The sequence below is a fragment of the Dyadobacter sp. UC 10 genome, assembly GCF_008369915.1.
Taxonomy (GTDB): Bacteria; Bacteroidota; Bacteroidia; order Cytophagales; family Spirosomataceae; genus Dyadobacter.
The window spans coordinates 1,313,536-1,335,394 of record NZ_VSRN01000001.1 but is presented as its reverse complement, the minus strand read 5'-3'; the positions used below and the strand labels follow the sequence as shown (position 1 = coordinate 1,335,394).

11 protein-coding genes are annotated in these 21,859 nt (G+C 46.5%); 9 read left to right on the top strand and 2 right to left on the bottom strand.

Translation table 11 applies throughout. The annotated features are described in order from the left end of the window. The first annotated feature begins 1 nt into the window (after position 1). Together FXO21_RS05195 and FXO21_RS05190 are read left to right on the top strand one after the other, a co-directional pair. Entirely contained in the window at positions 2 to 2,416 is a 2,415-nt protein-coding gene (locus FXO21_RS05195) for an ABC transporter permease (protein ID WP_149639102.1), read from the top strand. 108 nt (positions 2,417 to 2,524) lie between these two features. Then, positions 2,525 to 4,900: an ABC transporter permease gene (locus FXO21_RS05190; RefSeq protein ID WP_149639101.1), complete on the top strand. Its 2,376-nt coding sequence runs from the start codon at positions 2,525 to 2,527 to the stop codon at positions 4,898 to 4,900. 32 nt (positions 4,901 to 4,932) lie between these two features. Here the strand turns inward: FXO21_RS05190 and FXO21_RS05185 are convergent, their stop codons facing one another. Both FXO21_RS05185 and FXO21_RS05180 read right to left on the bottom strand, forming a co-directional pair. Next, positions 4,933 to 5,313 (bottom strand): type II toxin-antitoxin system VapC family toxin, encoded by a 381-nt coding sequence (locus FXO21_RS05185; RefSeq protein WP_149639100.1) that lies wholly within the window; start codon positions 5,311 to 5,313, stop codon positions 4,933 to 4,935. Next, positions 5,313 to 5,525 carry a DUF2281 domain-containing protein gene (locus FXO21_RS05180; RefSeq protein WP_149639099.1) on the bottom strand — a complete coding sequence of 71 codons (213 nt, stop codon included), beginning with the start codon at positions 5,523 to 5,525 and terminating at the stop codon, positions 5,313 to 5,315. Before FXO21_RS05180 ends, FXO21_RS05185 begins: the two co-directional genes overlap by 1 nt. Positions 5,526 to 5,754: 229 nt before the next feature. On the opposite strand from FXO21_RS05180, the gene FXO21_RS05175 reads away from it, so the two are divergent. The 7 genes from FXO21_RS05175 (at position 5,755) to FXO21_RS05145 (ending at position 21,663) form a co-directional block, all read left to right on the top strand. Continuing rightward, a complete protein-coding gene (locus FXO21_RS05175) occupies positions 5,755 to 6,123 on the top strand; it encodes a hypothetical protein (RefSeq protein WP_149639098.1) in 369 nt (122 codons plus the stop codon). A 375-nt stretch (positions 6,124 to 6,498) separates the two neighbouring features. Beyond that, positions 6,499 to 8,937 carry an outer membrane beta-barrel family protein gene (locus FXO21_RS05170; protein WP_149639097.1) on the top strand — a complete coding sequence of 813 codons (2,439 nt, stop codon included), beginning with the start codon at positions 6,499 to 6,501 and terminating at the stop codon, positions 8,935 to 8,937. Between the two features lie 323 nt (positions 8,938 to 9,260). Continuing rightward, positions 9,261 to 11,672, top strand: a complete 2,412-nt coding sequence (locus tag FXO21_RS05165) for an ABC transporter permease (RefSeq protein ID WP_149639096.1) — start codon at positions 9,261 to 9,263, stop codon at positions 11,670 to 11,672. Positions 11,673 to 11,774: 102 nt separating this feature from the next. Then, positions 11,775 to 14,177 carry an ABC transporter permease gene (locus FXO21_RS05160; protein WP_149639095.1) on the top strand — a complete coding sequence of 801 codons (2,403 nt, stop codon included), beginning with the start codon at positions 11,775 to 11,777 and terminating at the stop codon, positions 14,175 to 14,177. A gap of 68 nt (positions 14,178 to 14,245) precedes the next feature. Beyond that, positions 14,246 to 16,618, top strand: coding sequence for an ABC transporter permease (locus tag FXO21_RS05155; protein ID WP_149639094.1), 2,373 nt, complete (start codon positions 14,246 to 14,248; stop codon positions 16,616 to 16,618). Positions 16,619 to 16,770: 152 nt separating this feature from the next. After that, complete coding sequence (locus FXO21_RS05150) at positions 16,771 to 19,203, top strand: ABC transporter permease (RefSeq protein ID WP_149639093.1); 2,433 nt, start codon at positions 16,771 to 16,773, stop codon at positions 19,201 to 19,203. Between the two features lie 84 nt (positions 19,204 to 19,287). After that, positions 19,288 to 21,663, top strand: a complete 2,376-nt coding sequence (locus FXO21_RS05145; RefSeq protein WP_149639092.1) for an ABC transporter permease — start codon at positions 19,288 to 19,290, stop codon at positions 21,661 to 21,663. Positions 21,664 to 21,859: the final 196 nt, after the last annotated feature.

Below are 21,859 nucleotides of genomic sequence, written 5' to 3'. Positions count from 1 at the left end.
CATGATCAAAAATTATCTCATCACCTCGTTCCGGAACCTGCGCCGGAACTGGAATTTTACAATCATTAATGTAACCGGTCTCACGCTGGGATTGACGTGCTGTCTGCTGATCTTTTTTACGGTCAGATATGAGCTGAGCTTTGATACGCATAACAAACACATTGACAAAATTTACAGGCTTTCGATACATACCAAAGCGAATGGTGATAAAGGGTATGGCACAGGCATGCCGCTGCCTGTGCTCGCCGCACTCAGGAGCGACTATCCCGAAATCAAGAACCTCGTTACCTGTACTTACGGAATCCGCGAAGTGCTCGTAACGATTGGTGAGGGAAAGAACCTCCGGAAACTTACTTCGCCGTCTTACGCAGTCGGGTTTATAGGTCCGGAATACTTCAACCTGCTAGATTACACCTGGATAAAAGGCTCACCGGCAACGTCGCTGAGCAATCCCGGCTCGGTGGTATTGACAGAAACCCAGGCAATGAATTATTTTGGTCCCGGCAGTCCGATGGGCAAGACAATCCGCGTCAATAACAATATGAATTTTGTTGTAACCGGTATCATCAAGGATCCCCCGGTAACGAGCAGTTTCCCATTTACGACCATGCTTTCTTTCTCTTCACTGAAAGAATATGGTTCATTCACGAACTGGGATGACTGGCAAAGTACTTATGGTGGCGGACAAATGTATATGCGCCTGCCGGAAAATATGAGTGAGGAGCGAATGGAGCGAAACCTGGCTGATCTGAGTAAAAAATACAGGGACCCAAAAGCGGTGGCGGAAACCGACATGGTGTTGCTGCCGGTGAAGGACATTCATTTTACAACTACCATGCAAAATTACGCCGGCCGTACGATCAGCAAAGGTATGATCTGGTCGATGGTATTAGTGGGCATATTCATCCTGATCACAGCCTGCGTCAATTTTGTCAACCTGGCTACGGCGCAAGCTTTGAGAAGGGCCAAGGAAGTAGGGGTAAGAAAAGTGCTTGGCAGTACCCGTACGCAGCTACTAAGGCAATACTTTTCCGAAACGGGTGTGCTGACGGTAATTTCAGTGCTGCTTGCCCTCGTGCTGGCGCAAATTGCACTTCCGTCTGTATCCGAAACCCTGAATATCAGCTCGGAGGGAGTTAGGTTTTTCGCGGATCCCTCTATTTTGCTATTTCTGCTGATTATGGCAGTTGTGACTACCGTCCTGGCCGGTTTCTATCCCGCGCTGGTTGTGTCGGGGTATCAGCCTATTCTTGCGTTAAAAGGGAAAATGAAGGCGTCGGGCGGAGGTCAGGCGAATTTGAGAAGGGGATTGATCGTGCTGCAGTTTACGATTTCGCAAGTTGTGCTGCTGGGTACACTGATTGCGTACATGCAGATGAAACATTTTCGCACAATGGATCTGGGGTTTGTTAAGGATGAAATTATCAATGTGCCTGTTCCTGACCGTAACCCCGGCCAGCTGGAAACGCTTCGCGCCAAGCTTGAAGGCGAGCCTGGGATTAAGAATATGAGCTTCAGCGCATTTACGCCCATGTCGGGCAGTAACTGGCAAACTGTATTTAAGTATGAAAATGACACTGAATTCCTGGATTTTGAGATCGTTATGCGCCCTGCGGACACGTCTTACATTAAAACTTACGGACTCCAACTGGTAGCCGGACGAATGTACCTGCCCGCGGACACAATCCGGGAATATGTGATCAATGAGGCATTTGCTCAAAAACTCGGATTTAAAAACCCGGAGGATGCACTCGGGAAGCGGCTGGCCATCGGCGGCTCTGATTACAAATTGCCGATTGTAGGTGTAATCAAAAATTTCAATACGTATAGTCTGCACCGGGAAATTATCCCCTGCGCGCTGACGAGCCTTCGGGGTAACTACAATACATTAGGTATCAAACTTGCAGCTGGCGCAGATCCGGCCCTGATTCGGAAAATTGAAACTGTGTGGTCGGCTACTTTTCCTGATTATTTATTTAAATACACATTCCTTGATCAGACTATGAACAGCTTCTACCAAAAAGAGGAGCGTTTGTTTGAACTCTTTAAGATACTTGCAGCAATAGCGATTTTTATAGGGTGCCTGGGGCTGTACGGCGTAGTCGCATTCATGGCCGAGTCGAGGACCAAGGAAATGGGTATCCGCAAGGCCGTGGGTGCATCGGCGCTTAATATTTTCGGTTTGTTCTCACTCGATTTCGTGAAGCTGGTATTAGTCGCGCTGGTGATTGCATCGCCGGTTGCCTGGTATTTTATGAATGAGTGGCAGCAGGATTTTACCTATAAAGTCAATGTCAGCTGGTGGGTTTATGTACTGGCAGGAATATTCGCAATTGTGGTGGCGATGATCACGATCAGCTTTCAGAGCATCAAGGCGGCACTTACCAATCCGGTGACGGCGCTGAGAAGCGAATAAATTTGGCTACCTGGCTTCGTACGTGCAACTTTCCAACAGAAAGTGTAATCTATTGAGCGCGAAGCCAGGTACCTAAGCCTGGCACATTCTGTAAAACCCCGTTTAGCCGTGATCAGGAACTACTTTAAAATTGCATTACGTAACCTTTCCAAAAACAAGGTCTATTCATTTATCAACATAATCGGGCTGGCAGTTGGTATTGCTGTTGCCATGCTGATCGGACTTTGGGTTTGGGACGAGCTGTCGTTTAATAAATACCATAAGAACTACGATAAAGTAACCCAGGCCTGGATCAACCAGACTTTTAACGGCCAGACTTTCACAGGAACCGCGGTTTCAATTCCGGCGGTGACCGAAATGGCTACCAAGTATGGCTCTGATTTTAAATTTACCTCACTGGCTTCATGGAATTACGGTCATTTACTGGCCAACGGCGACAAAAAGATCAACAAATCGGGCATGTACGCGCAGCCGTCGCTTCCCGAAATGCTTTCCCTTAAGATGATCAGAGGTGACTATAATGCATTGAAAAATCCGGGGTCAATTGTTATCTCCGAATCGCTGGCAAAATCACTTTTCGGAAAAGAAGAAGCACTTAATAGAACGCTGCAGCTGGATATTAAAAAGAATGTGAAGGTGACAGGGGTTTATGAGGATATTCCTTTCAACTCCAATTTTCGCGAACTGTATTTAATCCTTCCCTGGAGTGACTACCTGCAGGCGGAGAGCTGGGTGAAATCGGCCGAGAAGGAGTGGGGAAACCATTCCTTCCAATTCTTTGCGCAGGTTGCTGATAAAGCCGAGATAGCCAAGGTTTCATTGAAAATACGGGACGTGGAATTGCCGCATGCTTTTTCAAAAACCGATAAACCGCAATATTTCCTGCATCCAATGAGCCGCTGGCACTTGTATTCGGATTTTAAAAATGGGCTTAACATAGGTGGCGGCATCCAGTTTGTCTGGCTGTTCACAATTATCGGCATTTTTGTATTACTTCTGGCCTGCATCAATTTCATGAACCTCAGCACTGCCAGGTCTGAAAAGCGCGCCAAGGAAGTGGGCATTCGTAAGTCAATCGGTTCGCTTCGGAGTCAGTTGGTTTTCCAGTTCCTGAGCGAATCGTTTCTGGTCGTGTCCTTTGCGTTGGTGCTTGCGGTGTTAATCGTGCTTGTCTCGCTGCCTGCATTCAACGAGCTGTCGGGGAAACAGGTGAAGTTTCCATTCCTGGTACCACAGTTCTGGCTTGCGCTGATCGTATTCTCCCTGTTTACCGGCCTGGTTTCGGGCAGCTATCCCGCATTCTATTTGTCGTCTTTCAACCCCTTATCGGTGCTGAAGGGAACGTTCAAGATTGGCAAATGGTCGGCAGTGCCGCGGAAAATAATGGTTGTTATGCAGTTTACGGTCTCTATTACCCTGATCATCGGAACGATCATTGTTTTTCAACAGATACAACACGCCAAAAGCAGATCTGTCGGATATGACAGGCAGGGACTGCTGCAAGTCGAGATTTCCCCCAATCTGTACGGTAAATATTATCCACTTCGTGACGACTTGCTGAAAACGGGCGCAGTTTATGAAATGAGCGAATCGTCGAGCCCTACTACCAGTATTAACTCCAATCAGATCGGTTTTGAGTGGGATGGAATGGAGCCAGGCTCGGTACCATTGTTCGGTACAATTGCGTGCACCCACGACTTTGGCAAAACAATAGGCTGGGAAATAATCGATGGAAGGGATTTTTCGAGGAATTTCTCGACCGATACTGCGGCTTTTGTACTTAATGAAGCTGCCGTTAAACTGACGGGCCTTAAAGATATTGTGGGCAAAACGATCCGGTTTAATAAAAAGCCAATGCAGGTGGTCGGTGTGATTAAAGATATGGTCATGCAATCGCCTTACGAGCCTGCCGTACCTACTGTGTTTATGCTCAACTATGAGTGGGCCAACCTCATCAATGTGAAACTCCTGCCCGGCAAACCCGTCGACCAGGCGCTGAAGAAAGTAGAAGCGGTATTCCGTAAACACGATCAGGATTCACCGTTTGCATTCAAGTTTGCTGATGACGAATATGATGCGAAGTTCAGGGCCGAAGAAAGAATAGGCAAGCTGGCCCGTGTATTTGCTGTTTTGGCAATATTTATATCCTGCCTTGGCTTATTTGGATTGGCAGCTTATACCGCAGAACAGCGTACAAAGGAGATTGGTATCCGCAAGGCATTGGGGGCCAGCGTGGCGCAGATGTGGGCAATGTTATCCAAAGAATTCATTTACCTCGTCCTGATCTCCTGCATGATCGCATCCCCGATTGCTCTGTACTTCCTGAGTGACTGGCTGAAAAAATACGAATATCATATTGAGCTAAGCTGGATTGTTTTCGCGGTATCCGCGTTCACCGCGGTCATTATAACTCTTTTGACCGTCAGTTTTCAGGCTATCAAGGCCGCGTTGACTAATCCCGTTAAGTCGCTGCGCAGTGAGTGATGAAAAAAACAAAGGTATTCACCACATGATGTTTACCAAGGTACCGTACCAGTGAAATTTTGGATCCGCGAGATCAAAGAATAACCTTCTGTGATTGCGGTGGCAAGTATCATCCGGTCAAACGGGTCTTTGTGATTTGCAAATAGAGGGAGTTTTTGGTAAGAAATTGTATGTTCTTCCGAAATGCCTATTGTCGTGATCTGATTGAAGTTTGATTTCAGAATTGTTTCTGAAAGGGAATCCGGTAATATTAATTTTCCGGTTGTTAGTTTTACTGAAATCTCAAACCAGGTTGTGACGCTAACATTAATGTCATTGTCGAACGTCTCAATCAAAGCTTTTGTCTTTTTAGATAGCTTTGCATTATCCTCTAAAAACCATAACAAGGTGTGTGTATCGAGCAAGTATTTCATTACATGTATTCCTTTAAATCGTCTAGGGGATCATCGAAATCGTCGGACATAATTATTTTTCCACTCAATATACCGGCAATACGTTTTGTCGGACGGTCATTCTTTGTCTCCTCGATAAATGTAACCATCACCTCCGTTTTTTTTTCGACAGGCGGTTTTTCGCTTAATGTTACTTTTCCATTCTCATAAACTCCCTTCACAGTTACTAACATGGTACTGTTGATTTGTTGTTAATCAAATATACAAATTTTCGCCTCTGGATTTTTCGGCGGAGTACGAGCAATGAGCGAACGGCAGTACCCAAGTAACCATTCGTCGATAAAAATTACCTGGTGGTCTGGTGATTGGTCCAATTCGCAGATTGGCGGTTAAGGCGGATTAAACGCAAGGAAGAAAACCTCCTCTAACCACCATAAACGAACAAATTAAACATTGGAAACCATGAAAAAGACCATCTTAGCAATCGCCACAATAGTAACATTGACCATCGGAAACGGCTTCGCCCAAAGTTACAGAGGACACCAAACCCCTGCCGGCAACACGAGAGTCGACAACGCTTACGAGGAATTCCAGATCAACAAGCTCGACAACATTGTAAGACTGACCCGCAAGCAGGAAAACCAGATCAAAAAAATCGAAAACAAATATGATCGTTTGGCACCGCGAAATAAAAGATATCACACCTATCAGGGCGCGGTAAGATTGGAACAGCAGAAACAAAAAGAGATACTTTCGGTACTTACGCCTGTGCAGCGCCAGCGTTTATACGCCTACCAGAATGCCGGCAGACGTAACAACTGGAGAGGATAACATATATTGAAATTTAGCCATGAAAAGTAAGCCAGCCAGATCATACGATCTGGCTGGATTTGTTTAGGGCCAAATCGTCCGGCCATGAACCGGACTGCTGATCGGGGCGGGACTGCAACAGATCGACTTTGAAAAATTAACCGTTTAAAATTGGAAATAGCCGTTCATCATTTACCGGTGAAAATCTCACATAGTACCTTGCATCGCAAAGTACCTTCTTATACATTTGTTGTCATAGGGGCAGGATAGCCTGATTTTGTGCCTGCCGCACACCATTTACCTAACTACATATTCCTGATCAGTTTTTAAAAGAGCCGAAATCTCTTGCAGGATCCGCTTTGCCTATTGCATCTATTAGCCCCTAAATAAAATAACATGAAATCACTACTACTTATCCTGCTGACATTGCTGCTCTCGGGATTGCTTTGTATTCAAAACACCTTTGGCCAGGCTTCGTCCGATCGCCACGTCAGGGGTACCGTTGCTGATTCTGTAAGCGGCAAGTCAATGGATTTTATTACCGTGAACCTGATGGTTGACAAGGTCACCGCTGTAAAGGCCGATTTTACAAAAGAAGACGGATCTTTTGTATTTAAGAAACTGAAACCAGGCAAATACACGGTAGTTGTTGTGGGGGTTGGTTATAAAACTAAAACGCTACCCGCCGACCTGAGTGACAGCACTAAATCTTCCGTTGATCTGGGCAGGATCCAGCTGAGCCCCAATACAGTTGGATTAAAGGAAGTGACCGTGACAAGCGTAAAGCCCATTGTGCAGCAGGAGGTGGACAGGATTACCTACGATTTGCAGGCCGATCCCGAAAGTAAGATTTACAGTGTGCTGGATATGATGCGCAAAGTACCTTACCTGGCTCTCGACGGTGACGAAAACATACAGCTGAAAGGAAATACGGATTTCAAGATACTGATCAATGGTAAGCCTTCCAGTATGATGGAAAGAAGTTACAAAGAAGTATTGCGCAGCATGCCAGCCTCTTCGATCGACCGGATAGAGGTAATCACTACGCCGCCTGCCAAATATGATGCAGAGGGCCTTACCGGGATTATCAACATTATCACCCACAAAAAAATTGATAACGGTTATAATGGTACCATTAACGTCAGTGAGCGATTTCCGGTAGGCGGCCCGGGGGTAGGAGGGACATTTGCAGCGAAGCTTGGCAAGATCGGTATGACGGTTTTGATAGGTGGGAGCCAGTACCGCACACCGTCGACTTTGAATGCGGTCAACAGAAATACTTTTGGAGAACGCAGTAGCAATATGGGCCAGGACGGGTCGTCGCGGTCGGAAAACAATAGCGGATATTTGGGCTATGAGATCAGCTACGAGATTGACACGCTGAACCTGCTGAGCGCTCAGCTGAATATCAATGGAAGCTACTCGGACGGATCAGGTTACCAGCGCTCCCGGCTGAACGGAAATGGGGAGATACTCGAAGCTTACCGCATTAATAACAGCAATCGGGGAAATGGAAACGGGATGGACGCGGCACTGAATTTCCAGCGTACTTCCAAAGTGGATAAAAACCGGCTTCTCACTTTTTCCTACCGCTATTTTGGTTTCAATAATAAACAAAAGAGCATATTGGACGTCACAGAACAGATCAACTTCGGATTACCAGACTACCGCCAGGTAAACGATCAGGGTTTTTCTGAACAAACTTTTCAGGTGGATTATGTGTATCCCGTGAAAAAGCTGAGTATTGAAGCAGGGTTAAAAGGCATTATGAGAAATAACCGCAGCGACTTTCAATACGATACGTTTGACCCTGAAACCGGAAATTATCTCGTGAATAATGAGATGAGTAACAAGTTCAGCAATATTCAGAATGTGTTCGGGGCGTACAATACCTACCAGTACAATCTTAAAAAGTGGTCATTGAAAGCTGGGGTAAGGATTGAGCAGACGATTGTTGATGCGGATTTCATATCCACAGACTCGAAAGTGCGGCAAAGCTATTTTAATGTGATCCCTTCAGTTTCGGTCAACAGAAAATTGAAAAACAATAACGCGCTGAACCTGGGATATTCGCAGCGTATCCAGAGGCCTGGTATCTGGCAGCTGAACCCTTTTGTAGACCGTTCTAACCCTAATTTTGAACGGACCGGGAATCCTGACCTCCGTCCGGCCTTCGTTAATGACGTCCAGTTGAGTTACAGTATCAACAAAAAAGCATCGGTGAATGCAGGTCTGGGACTTACTGCTTTTCGCGACCTGATCTTTGGCGTAGCTGTTTACGATCCTGAGACTAACATCACGCAGACTTCCTTCGAAAACTCGGGGACGGCCCGGCTGATCATGGCTATGCTGAATATCAATTATCCGATTACCAAAAAATGGAATTTCAGCCTGAACGCGCGGGCGGCACATGGAAAAGTAAAAGGTACAGTCAACAACGTTCCGGTAACAAACCAGGGGATCATGTCACAAACTTCTGTTTCGACAGGTTATCGTCTGAAGAACGACTGGCGGATCAATGCAAACCTGAATATCAATGGCCGGAATATCAACTTGCAGGGTGTCAGCAACGCGATGACGAGCTATTCATTCAGCGTGAACAAAGATGTGATCAAGGATAAATTGTCACTTTCGGCGGCGGCCAATAATCCTTTTACGAAATTCAGAAGTTTCAGGAGAGAAACGTTTGGCCCGGATTTCGATCAGCTGGATTACCGCAGAGACTATTTCCGGACTTTTAATTTCAGCGTAAACTACAAGTTTGGTAAACTGAAAGAGGCCATTAAAAAGAACAAAAGGGGTATCCGCAACGACGACGTGCAAAGCGGGGGCTAGGCGATATCAGCCGACAGCGCGCAGGTAAGCCATCACGGTGTTTTCAGAAGGTTTTGATTGTTCATTTGTAATTGACAAAGTTGTCCATTACAAATGAACAATTTTGTTTATTACAAATGGACACCCAGGCGAAAGTCAATCGAACACTGGACAAAACTGTCCGTTTCCGAACGCATTAATTAACTCAAAATACTGAAATTGAGTGCTTTAAATTAATGGCACAAATTTATAGCCTTCTGAGCATCACAACCTAGGCCACCAAACACCGAACAGCTAATAGCCAACAGCCAATAGCTAAAAGCAAACAGCAAAATCCACCACCCATGCTAAGAAACTACCTGAAAATCGCCTTTCGCAGCCTGTGGAAATATAAAACCAACACGTTTATCAGTGTCGCCGGGCTGGCAATCGGCGTTGGCTGTTTTCTTCTATTGGCGACCTACGTTTTGCATGAGCTTCGGTACGATCGTTTTCAGCCAAATTCGGATCGCATCGCCAGGGTTAATTTGTTTTACCAATCGGGAGAAGGCGAATCGGTTTACATTGCAATGACCCCGACCGCCGTGGCGCCGCTTTTTTCGAGGGAATTCGGGGAGGTGGAAAGTGCTGCGCGTATTTATCCTTACAGTGGTAACGGGCCTGTTTCGGTTCAGTACAAAGATCAGCTGTTCAATGAGCGGAAGGTCGTATTTGCCGACTCTTCTTTTTTTAAAATATTCCCGTTTCCATTTGTAGAGGGCGATCCTGCAACTGCGCTATCACAGCCCAATTCGGTTGTGATAGACGAGACCACGGCAGCCAAGATTTTCGGGAAGGGTAATGCGATCGGAAAATCGGTGAAAATGAACGAGCGGCTTACACTGCAGGTGACAGGGGTGATTAAAGATGTGCCTTCTTACTCTCACCTCAAATTCAACTGGGTAGGCAGTTACAGCACATTGCCACGTTCCAAAACCGAGATTTTCGACTCTGCCAATGACTTCTCCTACGTTTTGCTCGAACCCAATGCCGACCTGAAAAAATTACAGGCAAAGGTGAACAGCTATGTTGAAAAAACGTTCAATAACCCACAAAATCCAAACTTTAAGGTAAGACTCGAACTCGAACCTTTCAACTCGATCCATCTCTATTCCAAAGCAACCGACGGTACGGAAGCGGCGGGAAATTATAAATACATCTACATCCTTTCAGGAATCGCAGTACTGATCCTCCTGATTGCCTGCATTAACTTCATCAATCTGGTAACAGCCCGCTCCGCGCTCCGCGCCCGGGAGGTAGGCGTTCGAAAAGTGATCGGTGCACTGCGTATGCAGCTGTTTCGTCAGCATATCCTTGAAAGCGGGATCATCACTTTTGCAGCTACCATCGCAGGACTTCTTCTGACAATGCTAGCGTTGCCCGGATTAAGCAGTCTGACAGGGAAAGTCCTGGACCTGGCTGTGTGGCCTGGTCTTTCTTTCGAAATAACACTTGTGGTACTATTTGTAGTTGTTACGATTTTATCAGGAGCATATCCGGCGGCTGTATTGTCCGGTTTTGAACCTGTCAGAGTCTTGAAAGGAACCCCGCTTTCCAGCAATAGCGGCGGCGGATTGCGTAATTTCCTGGTTGTGTTCCAGTTTACGATATCGATGCTTTTCATTATAGCCACGTTGATCGCCGGTCAGCAGTTAAGGTATATTCAGAATAAAAGCCTTGGTCTGGACCCTGAACAGATTATCGTGCTGGACATAAACGATGGTATTTCTCAGGGGAAACTGGCTGCGATTAAAAGTGAGCTGCTCAATCACCCGGCCGTGAAATCGGTGACAGCCTCCTACGATTCGCCGCTGAATGTACAGGGAGGCTACGGCATCACTGCCAGCGACAAGCCGGCGGATTTTGGAATGAATATCACGGCGATCCCGGTTGAAAAGGACTTTGTGCCGACGATGGGAATGAAGCTGGTTACAGGGGAGAATTTCAACGAAACCGATATAGCCCAGGCCACAGCAGACAGTTTTCAGCTGAGGACATACGCTTTTATACTGAATGAGTCGGCAGTGAAAAGCCTCGGATGGACACCGGAAACTGCTATCGGAAAAATGGTAGCTATGAATGGAAGGAAAGGGAAGGTAAAAGCGGTAGCGCAGGATTTTCATTTTCGGTCGCTTCATGAAAAAATCAGCCCGATCGCGATCATTCCTGAATACGATTATTTTGGTAAAATCCTCGTCAAAGTAGCCGTTGATGAAACTTCTGAGGCGACAGGATTATTGGAAAAAAGCTGGAAGGCCAGTTTTCCGTTACGCCCCTTCGAATACCATTTCCTCGATCAGGAGTTTGAAGAAATGTACAACGCCGAAAACAGAGTAAGCAGCGTTCTGGAGATATTTTCATTTGTGACGATCCTGATTTCCTGCCTTGGTCTCTTCGCATTGATCGCATTTATTGCCAGGCAGAGAACGAAGGAGATAGGCGTGCGAAAGGTACTGGGCGCTTCTGTTGCCAGCATTGTCATGCTGCTTTCCAAAGATTTTATCAAATTAATAGCCCTGGCGATCATCATCTCGTCGCCTATTGCCTGGTATTTTATGAGTGAATGGTTGCAGGAGTTTGCCTATCGCATTCATATCAGCGTTTGGATATTTGTATTCGCGGGAGCCATAGCAGTACTAATTGCTTTTTTTACAATCAGTTTCCAAACCATCAAAGCAGCCCTGATGGATCCCGTAAAATCGCTCAGAAGTGAGTGATGTTGATATAAAGTTATCATATAAAAACCCAACAGCTAATAGCCAACAGCCAACAGCCAATAGCTAAAAGCCAAAAGCCAAAAAGCCAACCGCCAAAACGCCATGTTTCGAAACTATCTTAAAATCTCCCTGAGAAACCTGCTGAAACACAAAGCTTTCAGTATGATCAATATTTCCGGCGTTGCGATCGGGCTTGCCTGCTTTTTGCTGTTGTCGCTCTATGTGAAGGACGAGTTGAGCTATGACAGGCATCACGAAAATGCGGAGAGAATTTACCGTCTTTCGCGGACATTTATTTCCAAAGACGGCACCGAATCACTTCGTCTCGGACACGCAGCACCGCCGTTTGGCCCCCTGATCAAACAGGATTTCCAGGAAGTGGAGGAAGTGGTAAGATTACTCAGCGTTGACGCCAATATCCGTTACGGAGAGAAAAATTTCAATGAGGAAGATTTCTTCGCAGCCGAGCCGAATATCTTCAGGGTATTCACATTTGACGTAAAGCTGGGTAACCCGAAAACCGCATTGACCAACCCATTTTCGATCATGTTTTCCAGACCGATGGCAGAGAAATATTTCGGGAAAGAAAATCCGATGGGCAAGATCATCCGCATGGACAACCAGCTTGATTATACAGTTACCGGCGTTTTTGAGCCGCTGCCGGCACAGTCTCATTTTCACCCGCAATTTCTCGTTTCGTTTTCAACTTTAAATGACGATCGGGTCTATGGGGCGGAAGGTTTACGCACCAATTGGGGAAATAATTCATTCTCAACTTTTCTGCTACTGCCTCAAAACTATGATCCTCAGAAACTTGTAAAAGCTTTTCCCGCATTTCAAAACAAACACATCGACGCCAATGCGTCGACGTATTCCCGCCTGGACCTGATGAAACTGACTGATATTCACTTGCATTCTCACATGGATTCGGAGCTGGAAGCGAATGGGGATATTCAGTATGTGTACCTGTTTTCAGCTATTGCGCTCTTTATTCTGCTTATCGCCTGCATTAACTATATGAACCTCGCAACGGCTAAATCCGCAACCCGCGCGAAAGAGGTAGGTATGCGAAAGGTGATCGGTGCGGTGCGTCACCAGCTGGTGCGGCAGTTTCTGAGCGAATCAATGCTGCTGGTTATCATATCGCTGTTTTTTGCTGTGGTGCTCGTAACGCTTTGTTTGCCGCTTTTAAACGAATTCACACAAAAGCAGCTTTCGTTCTCGGCATTGCTGGATCCCGTTTTTCTATCGATCCTGCTGGGAATTACCTTGTTTACGGGCCTCATTGCAGGCAGTTACCCGGCTTTTTTCATGACTTCCTTTCATCCGCTGAGCGTATTTAAGGGAAAGGTTTCGTCGGCACTAAAAAACGGAAAGCTGAGGCAGGTACTCGTCGTTACGCAATTTGCAATTGCGGTTGTGCTCATCGTGAGTACGACAGTGGTTTACAATCAGATGCAATATGTGCAAAATTATAAACTGGGCTATTCCAAAGATCAGGTTTTGCTACTGAGAGTTGGCGGGGATTCTACTATTAATCACGAAAGCATCAGGCAACAGCTTAAAGTCAATAGTAATATCATGGAAGTAGGCCGCTCGTCCCGCATTCCTTCCGGCAGGCTGCTCGATTCCTGGGAGGCTTATGTCATGAAGGGTGATTCGCTGACCCCTGCCGATATCAATATCAAATCATTGGGCGTCGACGAAGATTTTATTCCTGCCTACCAGATCAAAATGGCCGCAGGCCGGAATTTTTCACGCGATTATCCGACCGACAAAGTCAATGCGTTCATCCTTAATGAAACTGCTGTGAGGCTGCTGGGATGGAAAAACCCGGCGGAGGCAGTAGGCGCCAGGTTCGGCTACGGTCAGATCCGCGGTCAGATTATCGGGGTTACCAAAGACTACCATTTCGAATCGCTGCACCAGAAGGTTGCACCAGTAGTGATGTTCGCGCAGCACGGATCGCTGGGCTGGATGTCGGTGAAAGTGTCGGGAGGCAACCTTAAAAACGCCATCGCACACGTCCAATCCGTGTGGCAGCGCCAGTTTCCCGAAACACCTTTTTCTTATGAGTTCCTCGATCAGCGGTTTGGCAATTTATACGCCCGCGAGCAGACCCAGCAGTTGCTTTTCGGGATTTTTGCCGGGATAGCGATTTTTATCTCCTGCCTCGGATTATTGGGTCTTTCCATGTTCATGGCCGAAATCCGGACAAAGGAAATCGGAGTACGCAAAGTACTGGGTGCCTCAGTAACAAGCCTGGTGATCATGCTGTCCAATGATTTTCTAAAACTGGTACTGATCGCAATCCTGATCGCATCCCCGATTGCCTGGTACGCGATGACAAACTGGTTGCAGGAATTCGCATACCATACGAATGTCAATATCGGCGTATTCGTTTTTGCAGGCATTATTTCGGTGGCCATCGCATTATTTACAGTCAGCTTCCAAAGTATCAAAGCTGCTTTAATGAACCCGGTGAAGTCTTTGAAATCGGAGTAGGGAGGACGGAGGAAGTGACTAGTACTATTTAAAACAGCCAATAGCTAATAGCCAAGCCGACAAACACTATGCTTCTTAACTATCTAAAAATCGCTTTTCGGAACCTTTTCAGGAACAAGACCTACTCGGCTATTAATATTGTCGGGCTGGGTATGGGCATGGGGGTGTCGATTTTGATATTGCTGTTTGTGATGCATGAATATAGTTTCGATAAATTCCATGAAAAGCATGAGCGGATTTATAAAGTGTCAAGCAATGTTAAGATGGGAGAAAATCGAATGAATATCAGTGGTTTTTCCGCTGATTTTGGGCCGTCTGTTAAAAGGGATATTGCTCATGTGCAAGATTTTGTCCGGATCATGCCATCGTTCGGCAAAGCTGTTATTAAAAATCCGGCAAGGCCGAATGAAATGTTTTACGAAGAAAATTTCCTGTATGCGGATGCTTCCATTTTCAAAGTATTTTCATTTCCATTAAAACAAGGCACCTCTGATCAGGTTTTTGATAAAGTTACGGCCGCCGTCATTTCCGAAAAAATCGCAGCCAAATATTTCGGATCAGCGGACCCTCTTGGAAAAACACTGTTACACGAAAGTGGTCATACTTTGGAGATTACCGGCGTTGTAAAGAATGCGCCTTCCAATTCATCCATTGTTTTTGATTTTATAGTTCCACTGGCGGCATTTCCAATTTTGAATGGGCTTGATCGTACCCGGTGGGAGGCTGGCGGAAGTTTCACAACTTACCTGTTGCTGGATTCGGAATCATCCGTTGAAGCAGTTCAAACGGCTTTGCTGCAAACCAATAATGCCAGCAAGCTGGGCGAAGAAACAACTTACCTCCTCGAAAATCTGGCCAGCATTCGGTTAGGTGAAAAATCCAGCACCTCGGCGAATGCCAGACTCATTAACATCTTTGCAGGTATTGCCGTGCTGATATTATCACTTGCCCTTTTCAATTACATGAGCCTCACCACAGCCAGGGCGATGATCAGGTCCAAGGAGGTGGGCGTTAGGAAAATAATCGGGTCGGGGAAAATAGAGCTGATTAAACAGTTTTATGTAGAATCGGCCTTGCTATGTTTTTTTGCTTTTCTGATTTCGTTTTTTCTTTTTGAAATTTTAAGAAGCTCTTTCTTGTCTTTGCTGGGCTTGGAAGTCGATGTTAACTTTTTGAAATCACCTTTATTCCTAAGCTTGCTAGCCACATTGCTGGTCCTGACGCCCTTGATTGCAGGAAGTTATCCTGCCCTGGTATTGTCCGGATTTTCACCCCTGAACGCACTGAAAGGAAAAGTGCTCTGGGGACAGTCTGGTGGAACCGTAAGAAAGGCATTCATGGTATTTCAGTTCGTAGTTTCTGTGTCGCTCGTGGTATGCAGCCTGGTAGTAAGGCAGCAGATTTTCTACATGGAGCATAAAAAACTGGGGCTACACAAGGACCAGGTTCTGGCGATTCCAGTCGATCAAGGTGCAAAAGGAAACGTTTTTGCATTTCGTGATGAGTTGAAAGCTCGTACAAACGTACAGAGCGCGTCTATCGCGGATTATGGTTTGTTCAAAGGCTATTCGATCTGGTTTGTGAAACATCCCAAAACTCAGAAGGGTTTAGGGATCGTCAACCTTGTTACGGATCAGTATTTTGTCGAAACGCTAGCGCTCAACTGGCGAATCGAGCCTGATTCAGGGACATTTCAAAATCGTAATCACACTTTTTTGAATGAGTCGGCGATTAAGGCATTGGGCATTGAAAAAAATCCGCTTGGTAATCCGGTTTCTGAAATGAGTGAGGTTGCCGGCGTTTTGCAGGACTTCCAATTCTCCGGCCCACAGGACGGTATCAGACCAATGATGTTGACCATTGTAAACGATACTACGAATTTTAAAAGCAGCTTTGGCCATGACGGCATAATTTACGCCCGCCTCGATCCTAAGGCAGATATCAAGGCAAATGTCGAGGCAATCGCCAAAATCTTCAAAAAGTACGAAGCCGAAAAACCTTTCGAATACTACTTCCTCGATGAGGCTTTTAATGAAACTTTCAAAACGGAAATGCGCATGTCCAAAATGTTCTCGGCATTCACGGCGGTCGCCATTTTTATTGCCTGCATGGGACTTTTTGGGTTAGTAACCTTCACCGCCGAAACGCGGACCAAGGAAATAGGGATCCGTAAAGTGCTCGGTGCATCAGTTGCCGGGATCGTTGCACTGCTTTCCAGGGATTTTCTGAAACTGATCCTGCTTTCTATCATACTATCTCTGCCGATTGCCTGGTATTTCATGGAAAAATGGTTGCAGGATTTTGCCTACCGTATTCAGATCCCAATTTGGATTTACGCAGCAGCCAGCGCCGGCGCTATGATCATCGCACTGATCACGATCAGTTTCCAAAGTATTAAGGCCGCATTGATCAATCCGGTGGAATCGTTGAAGGGAGAGTGAAAGGGGGGAAAAGGGAAGAAGGGAGGAAGGGAGGAAGGGAGGAAGGGAGGCCCATTTAGGGACTTGAATATAGAAAGTAGAAACCAAGCCAATTGCCAAAAGCCAACAGCTAAAAGCTAACAGCCAACAGCCAATAAACACCGAACAAAGCCATGCTCTCAACCCATTTAAAAATCGCTTTTCGCACGTTGTTGCGGTACCGGAATTATACGATCCTGAATGTAATGGGTCTCTCGATTGGGGTGGCGGCTTGTTTGCTGCTGTATGTCGTCTATAATTATGAATCTGGTTTCGACCGGTTTCACGCGAAACAGGACCGTATTTACCGGATCGTACGGCAGACGCAATACCCGGGCGGACAGGTAGATTACACGCCTGGTAACCCGCTTCCTTTTGCGCCTGCATTGAAAGTGGACCTGCCGCAGCTCGAACAAATCGTTTCGGTGTATGGTACCATGGATGCGCAGGTGACGGTTTTAGGCAAAGATGCGAATAACAATTCCACTGATCAGAAATTCAGGGAAGAGGACGACGGCCTGATGACCGAGCCGGTATTTTTTGAGCTCTTCGATTTTCCGTGGCTATCCGGCACCAAAGCGGTTTTAAAGGATCCCAATGTAGTAGTACTATCGCAACGAAGGGCAGAAAAATATTTCGGTAACTGGCAGGATGCGGTCGGTCAGTATTTGAAAATCAATAACAAAACGGTCGTGAAAGTGGGCGGGATCATTGCCAATCCTCCAATTAACACTGATTTCCCGGTCGATATGGTCGCTTCCTATGAGACGAAGCGGCAGCATCCGTTGCTTTTCGGGTTTGGAGATTTTGAAAACTGGGGCTCGACCAGCAGCAGTGACCAGCTTTTTGTGCTGCTGCCGGAAAATATGGCCGTGGAAACGGTCAATAAGCTTCTCGCAAAATTTTCCAGTAAACATTATAATAAGAAAGACGATAAGAAGAAGATTTCCCTTTTCCTGAGCCCGCTGGCTGACCTGCATCACGACAGTCGTTTCAATAACTTTTCGGCACATCAAACCAGCCGGACCGTATTGTGGACGCTCGGCGTGATCGGCGTACTGATCATTTTTATGGCTTGCGTCAACTTTGTCAATCTCGCGACTGTGCAGTCTGCGCGCCGCTCCATGGAAGTAGGCGTGCGGAAAGTGCTGGGGAGCAGCCGGCGCGAGCTGATCAGGCAGTTTTTCAGCGAAACAATCCTGATCGTGAGCTTTTCGGTGATCCTGGGCACTTTGATAGCAATGCTGTGCATTCCGCTTCTCGGGAAAATATCACAGGTTCCCGCCGAGCTGCCGGTGGTCACCAATCCGGAAATCTGGCTTTTTATCATTGATATAACACTCTTAATCAGCCTGGCGGCAGGATCTTATCCAGCGCTTGTTATGTCTGGTTTTAAACCGATCGAGGCGATCAAAAGTAAGGTAGCGACCCGCTCGCTTACCGGGATTTCTTTGCAAAAAGCATTGATCATCATTCAGTTCGGTGTGTCGCAAATATTGGTAGTAGGGACCATTGTGACGATTACGCAGATGAATTTTGTGCAAAGTCTGGATTTAGGGTTTGTTAAAGAAAGTGTATATACGCTGGTTTTGGACGATGCTTATGCCAGTCGCAATCAGGCATTTAAAAACGAATTGTTACAAAACCCGGAAATTGAATCTGTGAGTTTTGCGTCTGATGTCCCTTCATCTGACGATAAATGGTCGGGCAACTTTGCATTTGATAATCGCGGTGTGGACGAGGAATTTCAGTTGTTCCAAAAATTTGCCGACGAAGATTACCTGGAAACTTACGGTCTACAACTTGTTGCGGGCACCGTATTTCGCGCGGGTGATTCTACCAAATCCTGCGTGGTGAACGAAACATTGCTCCGGAAACTGGGGATCAGCGACGCCAATGCGGTGATTGGTAAGAACATAAGAACGGGAGGCAGCGACTGGCGGCCAATCTCGGGAGTGGTGAAAGATTTCAAGTCCAGTTCTGCCCGGGAGGCATTGCAGCCAATCGTGATCATGCCGATGAGTCAGTTCTACTGGCAGGGCGGGATCAAAATCCGCACGCGTAATCTTTCAAAAGCAGTAAGTTACATTGAAAAGGCGCACGCGAAAATTTTCCCCGAAGTAGCATTTCAAGGTAAATTCTTTGATGAAACGATCGAAGATTTTTACAAACAGGAAAAGCAAATGAGCCTGCTTTACCAGATTTTTGCCGGTCTTTCCATTTTTATCGCCTGCCTTGGACTTTTCGGACTCGCCACATTCATGGCACAGCAACGCATGAAGGAAATCGGTGTGCGCAAAGTGCTCGGCGCATCGGTCGGAAGCATTGTAGGAATGCTTTCCAAAGACTTTCTCACGCTCGTTTTCATCGCAATCGTAATCGGCTCACCGGTTGCGTGGTATTTCATGACCAAGTGGCTGCAGAATTTTCAGTACAAGATTGAAATCAGCTGGTGGATGTTCGCAATCGGCGCGGTCCTGGGTATCGTCATCGCATTCATAACCGTCAGTTTTCAAAGCATCAAAGCAGCATTAACAAATCCGGTTAAATCTTTGAGAGGGGAGTAGGGGGAGGATGGAGGAAAGGGAGGATGGACTTCCCCCCTTCCCCCTTTCCTCCCTTCTCCCTTCCTCCCTTCCTCCATTTTTCCCATGCTCTCAAACTACCTGAAAATCACGTTTCGTAACCTGCTTCGCGCGAAGGGGTACGCGTTGATCAATATTACCGGGCTTGCTGTTGGAATGGCGGCTTCGGTTTTGATCTTTTTATGGATCAAAAGTGAATTGCAATTTGACCGGGTCTACCGGAAGGCAGACCGGTTGTATCAGGTTTATAACCGCGATGTATTTAATGACGAACCCACGGTTTGGGGCAGTACTCCGGCACCGCTGGCCCCTGCCTTGAAAGCTTCTTATGCAGATATCGAGCAGGCAACCCGCTATGTGCCTTTGACATTGCTGTTATCAGCTCAAAATAAGAGTGTAAACATGCAGGGTGCATTTGCCGATCCTGGTTTTCTGCAAATGTTCGACCTGCCGGTTTTAGCCGGAAATGCTAACTCTGCACTGTCGGCCCCGGATGGGATCATCATTACTAAAAAGCTGGCTGAGAATTTCTTTGGCACGGTCGACGCGGTGGGTAAGCCGATACAGGTGGAGCGTAAGGATAACTTTGTCGTTGCGGCAGTGCTGGAAGATTTGCCGCATAACAGCCAGTTTGCAGATCGTACCTATTTTCTTCCCTGGGATTATTTCAAAAAAATGGGCGTCCCTTCCGACGACTGGACTGCCAATAACTACACAACATTTGTGACGCTAAAAGAAAATGCGAGCGAGGCTGTTATAAATAAAAAAATCAGTAAACTAAGTGCCCGTTACCTGAAAGGAACGATCGAAAACGTTGACCACCGGGAAATTTTTCTGCATCCGGCGAGCAAATGGCATTTGTTTTCTAAAATCGAGAATGGACAGCTTGTGGGGGGCGGTATTGTTAATGTCAGATTGTTTGGCATCATCGCGGCATTTATATTATTTATCGCCTGCGTCAATTTTGTAAACCTGAGCACTGCACGCAGCGAAAAACGGGCAAAGGAGGTGGGTGTCCGGAAAGTGGCGGGGGCTACACGGAAAATGTTGATATTTCAGTTCGTCGGCGAGTCCGTTATGCTGGCTGCGGTCGCGGGCTGCATTGCCGGTTTGCTTATTTTCGCTTTATTGCCTGCATTCAACAATCTCGTAGGGAAACGGCTGGATGTAGATCTGAATACGCCTTATTTTTGGTCTACTTCAATCTCTTTCGTTCTTTTTACAGGCTTGCTGGCGGGAAGCTACCCTGCTTTTTTTCTGTCCGGTTTTCAACCTGCGAAGGTGGTTAAAGGGAATGTGAAGCCCGAGCGCGACTTCTTTTCACCACGGAAAGGCCTTGTCGTCATACAATTCACTTTCGCTATCATTCTTATTATTTCAACGCTGGTGATCAAAAAGCAAATCAGTCACGCAGAGAACAGGGATAGTGGATTTAACAGAGATCACCTTCTCTTTACCGTATTATCAGGGGATCTTGAAAAGCATTATCACGCACTAAAAGAAGAGCTTATCAACTCGGACGTGGCTGTTTCCGTTACCAAGTCGCTTGGGCCGGCCACGAGCCTGAATGCACGTCAATGGGGTGTTTCCTGGCCTGGAAGCGTTGAGTCGGATAAGAATGTCGAGTTTGATCTGTTCGGAGCGGACCAGCACTTTGTTAAAACCACCGGAGTGAAAATGTTGAAAGGCAGGGAGGTAGATATTGCACGTTACCCTTCGGATTCGAATGCCATTGTGTTGAATGAGACTGCGGTAAAGGCAATGCGTTTGCAGGAACCGATTGGGGGTATTGTTAATTTTCAGCAAAAAGACTGGCGTATAGTGGGGGTAGTGAAAGATTTTATTTTTGAATCTCCTTACTCACCGGTCAAGCCTGTAATCATTGCGGGGCCAGGCGGAGTCATGCCCTTTCAATGGGTGAGTATACGGTTAAACAGCCGGAATCCCATAGCTCAAAATTTGAAAAGCTCGGAAGCCATTTTTAAAAAATACAACCCGGGTTACCCGTTCGAATATGCATTTGCGGATGATACTTACAAAGCCAGATTTGCTCAGGAGCAGCTCACAGGTACGCTGACCGGTATTTTTACCACACTTGCAATCCTGATTTCCTGTCTCGGACTTTTCGGACTGGCTACTTTCACAACCCAGCAGCGCACCAGGGAAATAGGTGTTCGCAAGGTGCTGGGGGCCTCAGTTGCCAGCGTCGTTAAGTTGTTGACCGGGGATTTTCTAAAACTGATCGTCATTTCTTTTCTTATCGCCGCCCCGATCGGCTGGTATATAATGGAAAAGTGGCTGGGAGACTTCGACTATCGCATCACCATAGGCCCTGGTATATTCATTCTGGCAATTTTGTGCTGCACATTGGTGGTCATTCTCTCCGTCAGTTTTCAAAGCATCAAAGCCGCATTGGCAAATCCGGTGAAATCTTTGGAATAAGGGGAGGAAAGGGAGGATGGAGGAAAGGGAGGAAGGAGGATAATAAACCCTTTCCTCCTTCCTCCCTTCCTCCCTTCCCACCTTTCCTCCCTTCCCACCTTCCCACCTTCCCACCTTCCCACCTTTCCTCCCTTCCCACCTTGCCTCCCTTCCCGGACATGAATGTTCGATTTTGAACAATGTGGGTTATTGTATT